This window comes from Clostridium sp. YIM B02569, assembly GCF_022320765.1.
GTDB classification, from domain to species: domain Bacteria; phylum Bacillota; class Clostridia; order Clostridiales; family Clostridiaceae; genus Clostridium; species Clostridium beijerinckii.
In genome coordinates, this window is the sequence record NZ_JAKJJX010000013.1 from 74,690 (window position 1) to 90,480 (window position 15,791).

At 29.3% G+C, this 15,791-nt stretch carries 16 protein-coding genes; all 16 read left to right on the forward strand.

Features of this window, described 5'->3' with window-relative positions:
* Positions 1-338 precede the first annotated feature (338 nt).
* The 16 genes from L3B96_RS13265 (at position 339) to L3B96_RS13340 (ending at position 15,704) form a co-directional block, all read left to right on the forward strand.
* Positions 339-932: a C40 family peptidase gene (locus tag L3B96_RS13265; RefSeq protein ID WP_077829943.1), complete on the forward strand. Its 594-nt coding sequence runs from the start codon at positions 339-341 to the stop codon at positions 930-932.
* Positions 933-1,274: 342 nt separating this feature from the next.
* Complete coding sequence (locus L3B96_RS13270; RefSeq protein ID WP_065415980.1) at positions 1,275-1,949, forward strand: sporulation-associated protein; 675 nt, start codon at positions 1,275-1,277, stop codon at positions 1,947-1,949.
* Between the two features lie 294 nt (positions 1,950-2,243).
* A complete protein-coding gene (locus tag L3B96_RS13275) occupies positions 2,244-2,810 on the forward strand; it encodes a Maf-like protein (RefSeq protein ID WP_011967838.1) in 567 nt (188 codons plus the stop codon).
* Positions 2,811-2,861: 51 nt separating this feature from the next.
* On the forward strand, positions 2,862-3,551 hold the full coding sequence (gene radC, locus L3B96_RS13280) for a DNA repair protein RadC (protein WP_238861366.1): 690 nt from the start codon (positions 2,862-2,864) through the stop codon (positions 3,549-3,551).
* A 20-nt stretch (positions 3,552-3,571) separates the two neighbouring features.
* Positions 3,572-4,588, forward strand: a complete 1,017-nt coding sequence (locus L3B96_RS13285) for a rod shape-determining protein (protein ID WP_011967840.1) — start codon at positions 3,572-3,574, stop codon at positions 4,586-4,588.
* Between the two features lie 2 nt (positions 4,589-4,590).
* Positions 4,591-5,439, forward strand: a complete 849-nt coding sequence (gene mreC, locus L3B96_RS13290) for a rod shape-determining protein MreC (protein WP_011967841.1) — start codon at positions 4,591-4,593, stop codon at positions 5,437-5,439.
* A gap of 9 nt (positions 5,440-5,448) precedes the next feature.
* Positions 5,449-5,940, forward strand: coding sequence for a rod shape-determining protein MreD (mreD, locus tag L3B96_RS13295; RefSeq protein WP_011967842.1), 492 nt, complete (start codon positions 5,449-5,451; stop codon positions 5,938-5,940).
* A complete protein-coding gene (locus L3B96_RS13300; protein ID WP_238861368.1) occupies positions 5,937-8,834 on the forward strand; it encodes a penicillin-binding transpeptidase domain-containing protein in 2,898 nt (965 codons plus the stop codon). The genes mreD and L3B96_RS13300 overlap by 4 nt, the downstream gene beginning before the upstream one ends.
* A 157-nt stretch (positions 8,835-8,991) precedes the next feature.
* Positions 8,992-9,672, forward strand: coding sequence for a DNA/RNA nuclease SfsA (gene sfsA, locus L3B96_RS13305; protein ID WP_238861370.1), 681 nt, complete (start codon positions 8,992-8,994; stop codon positions 9,670-9,672).
* 199 nt (positions 9,673-9,871) lie between these two features.
* Positions 9,872-10,531, forward strand: a complete 660-nt coding sequence (gene minC, locus L3B96_RS13310; protein ID WP_011967845.1) for a septum site-determining protein MinC — start codon at positions 9,872-9,874, stop codon at positions 10,529-10,531.
* A 20-nt stretch (positions 10,532-10,551) separates the two neighbouring features.
* Positions 10,552-11,352 (forward strand): septum site-determining protein MinD, encoded by an 801-nt coding sequence (minD, locus tag L3B96_RS13315; RefSeq protein WP_011967846.1) that lies wholly within the window; start codon positions 10,552-10,554, stop codon positions 11,350-11,352.
* A gap of 14 nt (positions 11,353-11,366) precedes the next feature.
* Positions 11,367-11,636, forward strand: a complete 270-nt coding sequence (gene minE / locus L3B96_RS13320) for a cell division topological specificity factor MinE (RefSeq protein ID WP_011967847.1) — start codon at positions 11,367-11,369, stop codon at positions 11,634-11,636.
* A 269-nt stretch (positions 11,637-11,905) separates the two neighbouring features.
* Complete coding sequence (locus L3B96_RS13325) at positions 11,906-13,036, forward strand: FtsW/RodA/SpoVE family cell cycle protein (RefSeq protein ID WP_077868985.1); 1,131 nt, start codon at positions 11,906-11,908, stop codon at positions 13,034-13,036.
* A 417-nt stretch (positions 13,037-13,453) separates the two neighbouring features.
* A complete protein-coding gene (locus L3B96_RS13330) occupies positions 13,454-13,930 on the forward strand; it encodes a hypothetical protein (protein WP_017209736.1) in 477 nt (158 codons plus the stop codon).
* 119 nt (positions 13,931-14,049) lie between these two features.
* Entirely contained in the window at positions 14,050-14,907 is an 858-nt protein-coding gene (locus tag L3B96_RS13335; protein WP_077829947.1) for a M50 family metallopeptidase, read from the forward strand.
* Positions 14,908-15,104: 197 nt separating this feature from the next.
* Complete coding sequence (locus tag L3B96_RS13340; protein WP_238861371.1) at positions 15,105-15,704, forward strand: zinc dependent phospholipase C family protein; 600 nt, start codon at positions 15,105-15,107, stop codon at positions 15,702-15,704.
* Positions 15,705-15,791 lie beyond the last annotated feature (87 nt).

A 15,791-nucleotide genomic window follows, 5' to 3' on the forward strand; every position in this document is an offset into this window, starting at 1 on the left:
TAACCAGAAAATTTATTGGATAACTTACTGTTTTTTTTATTATTCTCAGGATTTTGAGTTTTAAGTTTATTTATAAAAAAGATAATGAGTAAGAAATAACAAAATGTAAAACAAAAGTCAGAAAATTATAAATTTACAGTAAATGACCATTATTGATAGCAATATTGAGGAAATTAGAGATATTTCGGTATAAATAAGAATATAAAAGTATAAAAAGTTTGACCTTTACCTAGCTTATCACTATACTAGAAACATGTTTTAAAATTTGCAGTAAGGTGTAAACGATAACTAAAGTGCCTTTTATGGTAATATAGATTAGGTATGGAGAGGAATTTAAGATGAAAATTAAAAATAATAGGCTTATGAAATGTGTAATTACAACTTTTATTTTTTCGGGAGTTTTTCTTATTAATATGCAACATGCCAAAGCTGATACTACATTAACACATAATAGAGGAATTACAATTAAGACTAGTGAACTTAAAACAGCTAAGGTGATAAAAGCACCATCAGATTCAGAAACAGTATCAAATGGTGAAGATTCAGTATCAAGAGGAGCAATTAGTAAGGGAAATGAAGTCGTAAATTATGCATATAAGTTTTTAGGAAAGCCATATGTTTATGGAGCGGTTGGTCCAAATGCTTTTGATTGTTCAGGATTAACACAATATGTTTATAATAAATTTGGTGTAGATATATCAAGAACTACATATACACAAGTAAATGTAGGGAGCAAAGTGGATAAAAGTAATTTAAGAGCTGGAGATTTAGTTTTTTTTAATACAGAAGGCTCAATTAGTCATGTGGGTATTTATATTGGGAACGGAGAATTTATACATGCGCCAAGGTCTGGAAAACCAGTAATGGTAAGTTCATTGTGTGATGGATACTATTCAGAAAGATATGCTACTGCAAGAAGAATTTTTTGCTAAGGGATATAGTTAACTTAAGATACTAAATGTAAACATAATCATAGTTAGAAATGATATATAATTATGCTTAGGAGTGTATGAATGTGTCTTTCTATAGTTTTAATATTGTTAATATATAAGTTTAGATTTTTAAAATATGCCCTATATAATATTTTTTATTTAACATAATTCATATATGTGTAACTCACAGAATAAATATTAATATATAAGAAATCTGAAAAAATAGCAGGTTAAATATATATAATATTATTCTGTTTTATAATGTTTTCTATAAGTTTTGATAACATATAAAACTTAACTTTTTGACACGCTATTTTTGGAATGCTCAAAAGGGGGGAGACTATGAGATACACAAGATATGAATATAAAAAATCAGGTAGGATGAAATTTTTATTTAGTGTTGTCGTTATCGTTGGGATATCTATAGTTGGAGGAGTGCTTATTAGTAATGTTGTCTTTGATGGGAAGAGTGTACAAAACGTAGGCATAAATAGTTCAAGGGCTTCAACTCAAGGTGACTATAACGGTGCAATAAAAAATATCATCGCACTGCAATGTGGTTATTATTCAAAAGAGGAGAATGCAAAAGAATCACTATCTGCAATATCAAAATACTGTCAGCCATTTATAGTAGAAGATGATGGTAAATATAGAGTTTTAGCAGGAATATACAATGAGGAAGATGGCTTAAAAAAGATAGAAGAATTCAAGTCCAATAGTATTGATGTCGCTAAAATTAGTTTAGGTGCTTCTAGTGATGACTTGGAAAATAAAAAGCTCATAGAAATTATGAATGGATTTTTGACAATTGTGAATAAGTTACAAGATAATCAGGTGAAGAGTATAAAAACAGCAGAATTTAAAGCCTGGACGGATGGAATTGTAAATGAAGGAAGCACAGCCAAATCAAATAAGATAAGCCAATTATATGATTATATAAAAAATTTGCCTGATGAAATGGATAAAACGAACAGTAGTAATGATATGCAGGAGTTATATAAACTTATTAAAAACTGAAAGATTTAGTTAATAATTATTACAACAAAATTACATTTATATAAAAAAACTTATAACTTAATATAACACACTTGTTTAAGAACATCTTAAATGATAAACTATAAGGTGTAGAAATGGTAGAATATCATTTCTACACCTTTAAAATTTAATAGTTTTTGGTTAAAAAATTAACATGTCTACAATATATATTATTTGTCAATGATATATAATAAGGTACATTCAAAGAATGGGAGATCATCATGCTCGCCTATTATTTTTCATGTGCCAAAATTCTTTATTTTAGGATGTGAATATATGAAAGTAATATTAGCTTCTGCTTCAGAAAGACGACAAGAACTCTTAAGTAGATTAATTAAGACTTTTGATGTTATTGTCAGCAATTTTGATGAGAGTAAAGTTATTTTTGAAGGCTCTATAGATAGATATGTTAAAGACATAGCTTTAGGAAAGGCAATGAATATTAAGAATAAGCTAGATGAGGATGCGATTATAATTTCAGCTGATACTGTAGTCACCATAGACAATATGATACTAGGAAAACCAAGAGATGAAGAAGATGCTTTTAATATTATAAAATCACTTCAAGGTAGAAAGCATTTGGTTTATTCTGGTGTTGTTGTGATTAATACAGCTAAAAATTTAACGATTCAAGAGAGTTTATCTACTGAAGTTACTTTTTCTGAAATAAGCGACGATGAAATATTAGAATACATAAAAACTGGTGAGCCTTTAGATAAAGCTGGCGCTTATGGAATCCAGGGGATAGGTGGAATATTTGTTGAAGAGATAAGAGGATGTTATTACAACGTTGTTGGACTGCCACTGAATAAGCTAAAGTTTATGCTTAAAGAGATACAATAATTATATTTTAGGGATAGAGGGGAAATCATATATTTGGAGGTAATATATTATATGGAAAGTAGCCTTAAAATCAAAGACATACCACAAAATGAACGACCTAAAGAGAAATTATTAACTTATGGAGCAGAATCTTTAAGTAATTCAGAATTATTAGCAATAATAATTAGGACTGGAACACAAGGAGAGAATGTTCTTCAATTGTGCAGTAGGCTTTTATCTGAGCTAGAAGGGTTAAATGGTATTTTAGATGCAAGTTTTGATGATATAATATCTATAAAAGGTATTAAACAAGGAAAAGCTTCACAAGTTTTAGCTTTAGCTGAGCTTTTTAAGAGATTTAGAACATTGAAAGCAATAAATAATGACATCAAAATAACTTCACCAAAAGACCTAGCAAGTCTTCTCATGGGAGAAATGAACGAATTAAATCAAGAAGTATTAAAAGTTGTCTTATTAAATACCAAGAATATAGTTGTTGGTATTAAAGATGTTTTTAAAGGTAGTTTAAATACGTCGGTTGTGCATCCGAGAGAAATTTTTAAGCAAGCTATAAGTAAGAATAGCGCATCGATAATTATATGTCATAATCATCCATCAGGCGATCCAACGCCTAGTAGAGAAGACATAAATATAACACTAAGAATTAAAGAATGTGGAAATATTATAGGAATTCAATTAGTAGACCATATTATAATAGGAAATAATAAATTTGTTAGCCTCAAAGAAAGAGGACTAATATAGAATTGGAAGGGGAAAAATAAATGGGATTTTTTGGATCAGGAAAAGATATGGGGATAGATTTGGGAACTGCAAACACCCTAGTATTTGTAAAAGGTAAAGGAATAGTTTTAAGAGAACCATCTGTTGTTGCAATGAACACTATGACTAAAAAGACATTAGCGGTTGGATCAGAAGCTAAGCTTATGATAGGTAGAACCCCTGGAAATATAGTAGCTATAAGGCCATTAAAAGATGGAGTAATTGCAGATTTTGATACAGCTCAAACAATGATGAAAAGTCTAATAGAAAAAGTATCAACTAAGAATGCATTTAAAAATCCAAGAATAATAGTTTGTTATCCATCAGGAGTTACAGAAGTTGAGAAAAGAGCTATCGAAGAAGCTACAAAACTTTCAGGAGCTAGAGATGTTATTTTAATGGAAGAACCAATGGCAGCAGCAATCGGAGCAGGGCTTCCAGTAAGTGAACCAACAGGAAGTATGATAGTTGATATTGGTGGTGGAACAACAGAAGTTGCTATTATTTCATTAGGCGGTATAGTAACTAGTAAGTCACTTAGAATAGCTGGTGATGAGTTAGATCAATCAATAATATCTTATATTAAAAAAGAATTTAACTTAATGGTCGGAGAAAGAACAGCTGAACAAGTTAAAATGGAAATAGGTTCAGCTTATAGGACTTCAGATGAAGAAACAGTCATGGAGATTAAAGGAAGAGATATGATTACTGGCCTTCCAAAGATTGTTGAAATTTCAGAAACTCAAGTTAGAGAAGCTTTAAAAGAACCAGTATATGCTATTATAGAATCAATTAAGACAACATTGGAAAAGACTCCACCAGAACTTTCAGCAGATATTATGGAAAAAGGTATAATGTTAGCAGGTGGGGGGGCATATCTAAAAGGATTAGATATACTTATAAATAAAGAAACAAATATGCCCGTACATATTGCGGAGGCACCTCTTGATTGCGTAGTACTTGGAGCAGGGAAGGCACTAGAAGATTTTGATAAAATTAGTAGAGATCAAAGAGGTTAAATATGAAGCTTCTTAAGAATAAACTGGCAGTAACTATTATAGTACTGTCAGTTAGCTTTTTAGGGTTAATAGTTTATACAGTTAGAAAGGATAATAGAAGTATTATTGAAAGTGGTGCCGGTAGTACTTTAAATCCAGTGCAAAGTCTCTTATATTCGGGAACTAGTAGGATTAAAGAAACCTTAGATTTTTTCTTGAATTTTTCAGAAGTAAAAGCGCAAAATAAAGAATTAATTAAAGAAAATCAAGAACTTGAAAATGAGTTAGCCAGTTATTCAGATTTAAAAGAAGAAAATGATAGATTAAGACAAGTGTTGAATTTTCAGGAAGAAAGAAACAATTATAACTATGTAGCATGTGATATTATAGGATATAGTGGTGGAAACTTTTTAGATGGTTATGTGGTAAATAAAGGAAAAAATGACAATATACAAAAGGGTATGATTGTTATAGCAGCTCAAGGTTTAGTGGGACAAGTAACCAGTGTTGGAAGTAATTGGTGTATAGTTCAATCTCTGATTAATGAAAATATAGCAGTAAGTGTTATGGATCAAAGTACCAGAGATGCTACAGGTTATATAAAAGGTTTCAAAGATAGTAAGGGAGAAAACTTAGCTAAGGTATATGATCTTCCGATGAATTCAGATGTTAAGGAAGGCGATGTAATAATGACATCTGGAGTAGGGATGCTTTATCCAAAGGAAATTAGAATTGGTGAAGTGATTTCAGTTGAAGAAGATAAAGTAAAAGTAATGAAGAATGCAGTTGTAAAACCATATGTAGATTTTAATAAGTTAGAAGAATTATTTATTGTCTCTCCGAAGGATACGAGAGAAATTAAATATAATTAGAGGTTTATAATGGAAAAATTAATTATTATTTTGATTTCTATAGGATTGGTTATATTAGATAACTCACTAATTCCGTTTTTTTCAATAAAGGGAGCTTATCCGAGTTTACTATTTACTTTCGCTATAGCTTATTCATTAGTCAATAAGAAAGAACGAGCTGTATTTATGGGTGTTGTGAGTGGGATACTTCAAGATATTTTCTTTTTTAATGGTTTTGGTGTAAATTCATTATTGAATTTATTTCTATGTCTTCTAGCAAGTTTTATTGGAGCGGGAATAATAAAGACTAAGAGACTGATACCTGTGATCTCGGCTTTTTTTATAACAATAATTAAATATGCAGGAGTTATGTTGATATTTAATTTTTTTAATATTGAAATACAATTTTCTAAAAGTATCATTATGGGGGTATACAACGGAGTAATAATGTTTTTTGTGTATAAATTAGTAATGAATGTTTATGATGATGAGTATTCAAAGCAAAGATGGAGGTTTAGATGATAGTAAATAAACCAACTAATAAAAAGAAAAAGAAGATTTCTAGATATACAGTTTTATCTATAATCATGATAGCTATATTTTCAGTGATTATTCTAAAATTATTATATATTCAAGTATTTAATTATGATGAATATAAGGATAAAGCAGATGTAACATCAACAAGATTTATATCAGAAAAAGCCCCAAGGGGTAAAATATATGATGATAAAGGAAATGTTTTAGCAACTAATATTGAAACATACACTATTACATATACGGAAACAAAAGATGCTGATAAACAGTTTTATATAACTATGAAAGAACTTTTCAAAATATTGAATGAGAACGGAGAAAGCATTCAGGATTCGTTACCTTTAAAAATTGATGGTAATAATAATTTATATTTTGAGTATAAAACTAATGATAAACAATCTCAAAATATAGAGGAATTGAGATTTAAAAAGGATAGGGGATTGAATGATACTCTAAAAAACAAAATGTTCAAAGATGTTGAAGAATTATCGGATGAACAAAATGCAAAACTGGATGAAGAACTTCTAAAAATAACTCCTGATGATGCGTTTTATGCATTAGTTAAATCATATAATTTAATTGGCCTTGTAGACCCAGATTATGACTCAAAAGAAAAGAAGAATATTTATTCCAAAATGGAAGGCAAGGATTTAACAGATATGATTTTAAAAGAAGGATATTCTTTAAATGATATTAGAAAATTCATGCTTGTAAAAGATGCTATAAAAATGCAGAGTTTTAAAGGATATAAATCAGTAACTATTGCAGACAATATTAAGAAAGATACTTCATTAGTAGTAATGCAAAAGAAATATGATTTGCCAGGAATAAATGTGAGTTCAGCACCTATAAGGTCATATCCATATAATAATTTAGCATCTTCAGTTTTAGGGTATGTATCTTCAATTAATGATACACAAAAATCAACATATGAACTTAAAGGATATGATGTTTCATCAGACTCTGTAGGAAAGTCTGGAATAGAATCAGCTTTCGAAGAACAATTAAAAGGAGTTAAGGGTGGAACAACTGTTAAAGTTAATTCTAAAGGAAGCGTTTCACAAGAATTATTTAAACTTGAACCGTATCCGGGCAATGATGTGCATCTTACAATAGATAGGGACATTCAATATGCAGCAGATCAAGCATTAGCAGATAAAATTGAATATATAAGGAATAATGAAAGTGATGATAAAGGAAATAGACTGTTGAATGCAACCAGAGGTGCATTGGTAGCCGTTGAAGTTAAAACTGGAAGAGTATTAGCTTTAACAAGTTACCCTAACTTTAATCCAAATTTATTCACAGTTCAAGGACAATTAACGCCTGAACAGTATAAGGATTATTTTAATCCTGATTTAGAGAAGTTTGGACAGGAATTTATTAAAAGAATGGGGCTTAATAAAACTGTTGATGATTTGTTTCCGCCAAAAAATGGAACTAGAACAGATCCATATGATCTATATCCGAAAGCAATGTTTAATTATGCAACCCAGTCAAAAATTCCACCTGGATCTACATTTAAGCCGCTTACAGCAGTTGCCGGTTTGGAGTCTGGCGTAATAAGTCCTGGAGAAATGATAAATGATACAGGAGCATTTAATATTCATCCGGAGATTTTTGGTAAAGCTTTTGCACCAAAAGGACTAGAAGCTGCACAAGGTAATATAAGTTTAACAGCAGCTATAGCAAAATCGATTAACTTTTATTTTTATGAGACTGCTACTAGAATGTATATTCAGGCAGGAGGCAAGGCTAATAATGTTGAAGCTCTAAATTCCCTTGCTAAATATGCTTGGCAGTTTGGATTAGGAATTGATCCTAATAGTAGTGCTAAAGAATCGACAGGAATAGAAATAAATGAAAGTTTTGGTCAAACTTATAATTTTACATCATGGAGAAATACTGTGTTACAGATGTCTACAGATAATGTAATTAATTTTCTAGAGAGTGGAAACTATAATAATACAATATACTTTTCTCCAATTGATATAAGAGATAAAGATGATGATAATGATGAAGTTAAGAAGTCTAAGAAAGCTATAAAAGATAAAGTTAAAGATACAATAAATAAAGATGTTGATGATCCAACAGCGGTTAGCCATGATACATTTGCTAAAGATATTAAGAAAGATGTATTAAATTTGATGAATAATTCAGACGAATACAAAGCAAGTATTGCAGCAAGAAATATAAATTTAGATTCTCAAGCTACATTAATATCACAAGCATTAGCTCAATTTGCAGCTAATGATCAGCCAGGGCAAGTAAGATCACCAGGTTCCCTTGTTTCAGCATCAATAGGTCAGGGAATGAATACTTTCACTCCGTTGCAATTAGTATCATACATCTCAACTCTTGCAAATGGAGGAACAAGATATAAGATTCATTTAGTAGATAAGATCACAGATGGGGATGGAAATGTAGTCCAAGAGTTTAAACCAGAAGTTTTAAATACGGTTAAAATGTCAAAGGAAACTCAGGATGCGGTTAAACAAGGAATGACAGCAGTTAACCAAGAAGCAGATGGTACCGGTAGTTCTACATTTTTAGGATATCCAATACCAACAGCTGGTAAGACGGGTACAGCCGATTTTGCTGAGGATCAATTACAAAAAGGAAGAGAACCTTTTGCAACATATGTCAGTTTTGCTCCAGCAAATGATCCACAGATAGCTGTAGCAGCAGTAGTATTTGATGGCGGTCATGGAAGTAATATTGCATCAGTAGTGAAGTCAGTTTATGATGCTTATTTCAAGGATCAATTAAAGAATGATACACAGTATACTTCATCGTCAGATACATGGAAAAAATATGTTTTAGGTAATCCGTATAACCAAGAAGCAAATACTTCACAAGCGAATACAAATAAAACTCATTAATAAAAATGTATAATAGAGACTTTGTATTTAAATATAAATTGATAAAAATTAATTAATTTGTAAGGTATCTATATTAGGTATGCAATTATAAAAATTGCATAAAGTAAACCTAATTATAGATACCTTTTTGTAAAAAAATAGATTTAGTGAGGATAATATGAAATACAATAATATTCTAAAAGGAAAATTTATCTTAAGACCAAATAGATTTATAGCTTATGTTGAAATTGATGGCAATGAAGAAGTCTGTCATGTAAAAAATACTGGAAGGTGCAAGGAACTTTTGACACCCAATGCGACAGTATTTATTCAAAAAAATGATAATCCAAAAAGGAAGACTAAGTTTTCTCTTATAGGTGTTGTAAAAGGAGACAGAATGATCAATATGGATTCTCAAGTAACTAATAAGGTTGTTCATGAATGGATATTAAAAGGAAGCCTCTTAAAGGATGTAACTTTAATAAAACCGGAAGCTAAATATAAGAATTCAAGGTTTGACTTTTATGTTGAGACAAAGCATAAGAAAATTTTTATAGAGGTAAAAGGGGTGACTTTAGAGAATAATGGAATTGTAAAGTTTCCTGATGCACCTACAGAAAGAGGTGTTAAACATCTTAGAGAACTCATTGATTGCGTTAGAGAAGGGTATGATGCTTACGTAATATTTGTAATACAAATGAAAGATGTTGTTCATTTTGAACCTAATGTAGAGACTCATAAGGAATTTGGAGATACACTAAAATATGCAAAAGAGAATGGTGTAAATATAGTTGCAGTAGACTGTTTAGTAGATGAAGACAGTATTAATATAAGGGATTATGTTGATGTAATATTATAGTGTGATAGCTGTTCAATGCTTTGGTATATACACTGCATATTATCAAATTTTGATGTTTTATATGCTTTTGTAAAATTTAATCAAAAATTAGTGAAACATATATACAAAAATAGTCAGTATAATGATATAATTTTAGAGAGGTTGCCATTTTCAAAACAATTTAACTATTTTAACCTGCAAAATTCATTGGAGGGAATGAATGTATAATAATGATGGTATTTTAATAAAGGGAAATAAAGATGGAATAAATACAACTATCAATATGAATAAATTTGCTTGTTTTGATGATATGCTTGTATTACTAATAAAGAAACTTTCTAAAGGAAAGCATTTTTATAAAGGGACAACTCTAATATTAAGAATAGATTTAAAATTGGTTAATAAAAAGGAAGTAGGCATTCTTAAAGAAAAATTATTAACTCAAATTGAATTAAAAGATATTGTTCTAGAGGATATAGAAAAGGAAATTGAGCAGGTGAACGAAAAAGAGGTTAAGGTATTTTCTGGTGTATACGAAGGGAAAACTAAATTTATAAGAAAGACAGTTAGAAGCGGAGAATGTATTAATTACCAAGGAAACATAGTTATAGTAGGAGACATAAATAGTGGTGCAGAAGTATATGCAGCAGGGAATGTAATTGTTTTAGGACGTATAAGGGGTAAAGTGAGCGCTGGGACTAATGGAAATATAAAAGCGGTAATAGCAGCATTCCTACTACAACCTGAACTATTAAAAATTGCAAATGTTATAGCTATGTCTCCAGATGATATCGAAAAGCCAAGCTATCCAGAATTAGCAAGAATTAGGGATGGGTTGATAATAGTGGAGCCATATTTACCAAATAAATATATATACTAAAACGTCGGAGGGATTTTTTAATGGGAGTATCTATTGTAATAACTTCAGGTAAAGGTGGAGTTGGAAAAACAACAACTACAGCCAATATAGGAACTGCTTTAGCATCACTTGGTAAGAAAGTAGTTGTTATAGATGGAGATACAGGGCTTAGAAATTTAGATGTATTGCTAGGATTAGAAAACAGAATAGTATATACAATAATTGATGTTATAGAAGGAAGATGCAGATTAAAACAAGGGCTTATAAAAGACAAGAGATTTGCAAATTTATTTCTTTTACCAACAGCGCAAACTAAGGATAAAGATGATATAAGTCCACAGGAAATGTTAAAAATAGTAAATGAATTAAAAGAAGAGTTTGATTATGTCTTAATAGATTCTCCAGCAGGAATAGAACAAGGTTTTGAAAATGCTGTAATAGGTGCAGAAAAAGCAATTATTGTTGTAAATCCAGAAATAACATCTGTTAGAGATGCTGATAGGGTTATTGGTAAGCTTGATTCAAAGGGATTGGAAGACCATTCTGTTATTGTAAATAGATTGAACTATGAAATGACTAAGAATGGAGACATGCTTGATGTAGCTGATATTATTGAAACATTATCAGTAGAGTTACTTGGAGTAGTTCCGGATGATAAGAATATAACTATTTCAACTAATAAAGGTGAACCTATTGTGTTAGAAGAAGGTGCGATTGCTGGACAAGCATTCAGAAACATAGCTAGAAGAATTACAGGTGAAGAAGTTCCTATTATTGATTTACATACAGAAGAGCATCAGGGATTTTTTAGCTCCTTAAAGAAGCTATTTAAGCGAAATTAAGGGAGGTTGAGAGAATGGGTTTTTTTAAGAGTTTAAATAGTAAGCCAACACCTAAAGAAGTTGCAAAAGACAGACTAAAGCTAATTCTTATACATGATAGAGGAGAAATTGCCCCAGATATTATTGAGAAAATAAGAGAAGAGATTTTAGAAGTAATTTCTAAGTATATTGATATACAAGTTGAGGATGTTGAAATATCCGTAAATAAGAATGGAGATGAAGAAGGTGAAAATACTTCTGCATTAATAGCTAACATTCCAATTAAAAGTATAAAGGGAAGATAAGTAACTTGTTTTGTTTAAATTATAAGAGATGTTTGTTTTAAAGAATTGTATGGCTAATTCTTTAAAACAAGTCATCTCATTTTTTTATAATAATTAAGTTTGTTAAATATGGATGACTTTGGGTATTTAACAAGATATTATCTTTAAATTATTACAAAATTATTATGTTTTTTATACCCAATATAATTATTATGGAGAATGCGGTAATAATAATGTATAATTAAGATTGATTGAGTTATATAAGATTAATATAACTAGGAGGTGAGATATTGTTTAGACTATTAAAATTAGATATGAAATTAATTAAAGAAATTGATAAGACTATATTAATTTCTTTAATTCTTTTAATTTTATACGGAACATTTAATATATATCTATGCACAAAAGGACAATTTGGATTGAGTTTTGTAAAGCAACAGCTGGGTTGGTTTGCAATATCACTTGTAGCGTTATATATTTTTGTGGCAGTAGATTATAAGATAATATTTAACTATGTACCTATATTATATTGGGGAGTTGTAGTTCTTCTTATATTAACCATGGTTCCAGGGATTGGAATAGTAGTTAATGGTGCTAGAGGATGGATCCGTTTAGGAGTAGGTAACCTTCAGCCGTCAGAATTTGCAAAGTTTGTAATTATACTTATGCTGGGTAAGAAGTTAGATGAGATGGACGGAAAAATAAATGATGTTAAGAATTTTTTAACACTAGCATTTTATTGCATAGTACCAGTAATATTTATTGTAATCCAACCTGATATGGGAATGAGTATGGTATGTTTCTTTATAGTTTTAGGAATATTTTATACAATGGGGTTTGATACGAGAATTATTGCTGGAGGATTAGCCTGCTTAGTACTTGGAATAGTGATTGTGTGGAATTCAGGACTCATAGAAACATATCAAAAAGCAAGATTTACAGCATTTTTGAATCCAAGCATCGATGATGCAAGTACGTATCATTTAAATCAGTCGTTGATTGCAATTGGTTCAGGTGGATTACTTGGAAGTAGTCCGTCGCTGGCTCAAGATGGGGTTACAACATATGCTGCACAAAATGTACCAGAAGTTCAGACGGACTTTATTTTTGCTGCAATAGCAGATCAATGGGGCTTTTTAGGTGCAATTGTTTTGTTAATGCTTTACGGATTTCTTATATATAAGATGATTTCAGTAGCACGAACATCTAAAGATATATTTGGCTCAGTTATATGTGTTGGAATAGTGTCATATTTTTTATTTGCTATATTGCAGAATATAGGGATGACAATAGGATTACTACCGATTACAGGAATAACCCTGCCGCTTGTTAGCTATGGAGGAAGTTCATTGCTTACAACAGTAATTTCAATAGCACTAGTAATAAATGTAGGAATGAGAAGAAAAAAGATACACTTTTAGAATATGCATGTTGCTATAATAAATTTATGCTACAATTTCAATAAGTTGAGTGCTCAATTTGGAGGGAAATGTAAAAAATAATTATAGTGGATATACCAAAATTATTTATAAAATAATAGGATTAATAATTTTATTCAGTACAGTAGAAATTGCAAATAAGAATTTTGAGTACAGTATAAAATTATTAATCTTATTTTAATTTTTAAGGATTATTTATTATAAAATAGATGATTTTCGAAGAGTAGGTATTAGTGGCATAAAAATTCTAGGCGGTGTATTTTTTTAATTAAGCAACCTAAATGATATCTAAATATTGCGGAATGTAGCAAATACAAAGATTCTGCAACAATTTTGTTCTCATAATTTTATGAAGTAGTAAATATACTTTAATGTGAATGAATTTGAAAGGAGTGTATCATGGGCAGCTATAGATCAGCTTATGAGGATTACTATAAGAACATTAATAATACAACGAAAGGAAGAAAGGATAAAAGGAACCATTTGACTTCAGGCAAGAAAGCTAATAATGCTATCATTGGTTCAAGATATGGGAGTAATATGAAAAGTAACGATAAGATGATAAATGTTTTGATTAAGAGAATAACTAAGGAACTAACTGGAGCTACACTTTTATTGCTATTTTTTGTTGGATTGAAGTATACCCCTTACGCACAAGTACAAGAAATGCACATTAAATGTAAACAAGCATTAAACCGAAATTTTAATTATAACGAGTATATAGATACTTTTAGTACAATGCAGATAGGAAATATAAAAGGTAAGGATTTAAAGATTGGAAATTTTACTGTAGATGATTTGAAAATTGAAAATTTAAAGTCAAGGACTTTTAATTTTATGGAATATATAAGAAGCAACAGTAATATGAACAATTAAATTTATAGGAAATAACATATTATTATGAATATAAAATATATTTTAATATTTGATTAAGTTCCATTTTTTACTTGTGCATTGCAAATTATTTTGATATAGCAATATTATAGGGGTTAGAAATGAAGAAATGGTATATGGTATTGATTTTAGAACTGTCGATATTAATGTGGCTTGGAGATTATGAAGGTTACATTGTTATTAGTTTTCTATGGGTAATATTGCATGAATTTGCACATATGATAGTTGCAAGTAAATTTGGGTGCAAATTTAATAATGTTAATATTAGCATATTTGGTGCTAAAGTCGAATTAAGTGACATCGATGAGTTAACTGAAAGAAAAAAAATGATTTTATATTTAGCTGGACCATTTTTCAATATTTTTATGGCCGTGGTTATGTGCTATTTATATGGATATTTTAAGTATCAAATTATTGAAGATAGTATAAAAGTTAATTTCTTTTTAGGAGCATTCAATTTATTGCCTGCTTATCCTCTTGATGGTTCAAGGGTATGTGAAATACTATTATCAAAGAAGCTATTATATAAAAGATCAAAGAAAATTACAGAAATCTTTAGCTTTATTATTTCAGGAACATTATTTTTAATATTTATTATAATAATGATATTACATAAAGTTAATATAAGTTTATTTCTTGCAGTCATATTAATCACATATGCAACATTTATAGAAAAAGAAAAAACTATGTATATAATAATGGGAGATATGATCAAGAAAATAAGAAAGTTAAAAAAGCATAACTATATAGAGAATAAATCAATTTCTGTGTATTATAAAAAAGGTTTAGTTAATGTTTTATCTTTAGTTGATAAAAACAAATTTAACAGTTTTTATATTCTTAATGATGACATGGAACTCATTAGTATAATACATGAAGATGAGCTTATAAAAGCATTAAAGGATTATGGAAATATAACACTAGAAGAGTATGTACGATTAAAAAAGAAAAATAATTAAGATCGTTAAAAAATAACAGAAACGTAATGGTGATTTAACTTACTTTTTTTATAATTTAAGCATGTGATGAAGAGTAATAACTAGTACCATAATAAAAATGTATCTTTTATGTGTGAAAATGCACTTTTGTATTATGATTCAGATAATTACTTATTTATTACTCTCTAAATGTGATTAAAAATGGTAGGAGCGTTAATATGGATACTTTACTTCATGGGAAAATAGGTTATTTTCTTAGCAAGGAATTAATTGAGAGCGGCTACTCAAATATTATTGATAGTAACTTTTTTATTTATGGAAATGTGTTACCTGACTTAAAGCTCAAATATAGAATGACTATGCATAGTAAAAATAAGGATTGGGAGAAGGTTATAGGGATTATTGATGAAATAATTTATGGTGAAATTAAAAGAAATAAGGATATTTCAATTAAGCTAGGAATATTGAGTCATTACCTATGTGATTTTTTTACTTTTCCACATAATAAAGCTTTTGAAGGAAATATTATTAGGCATGAATTATATGAACAAACTCAAAGAATTTTATGGTGGAAAAAGCTATCTGAAGTGTGGAATGAATGCACAGAGGAATCCAGAATAGAATTAAAGTCTATGAATGATATAGTAGATTATATTGAAGATATGCACAGTATTTATATTAGAAATTTAGGAGATAAAAGGCGAGATATTTTTTTTAGTAATATTTTAGTGAGAGTAGTTTTGTCATCTATATTAAAAATAAAACAAAATATAGATGAACATAAAGTAGAAGAAAATATTAATAGATGCATAGTATGATAATAGTTAGTAGTGTGGAGTTAATAATTAAAATTAATTATTAACTCCATTTCTTATATAGAAAATTTTAGATTTTTTATGAATTAC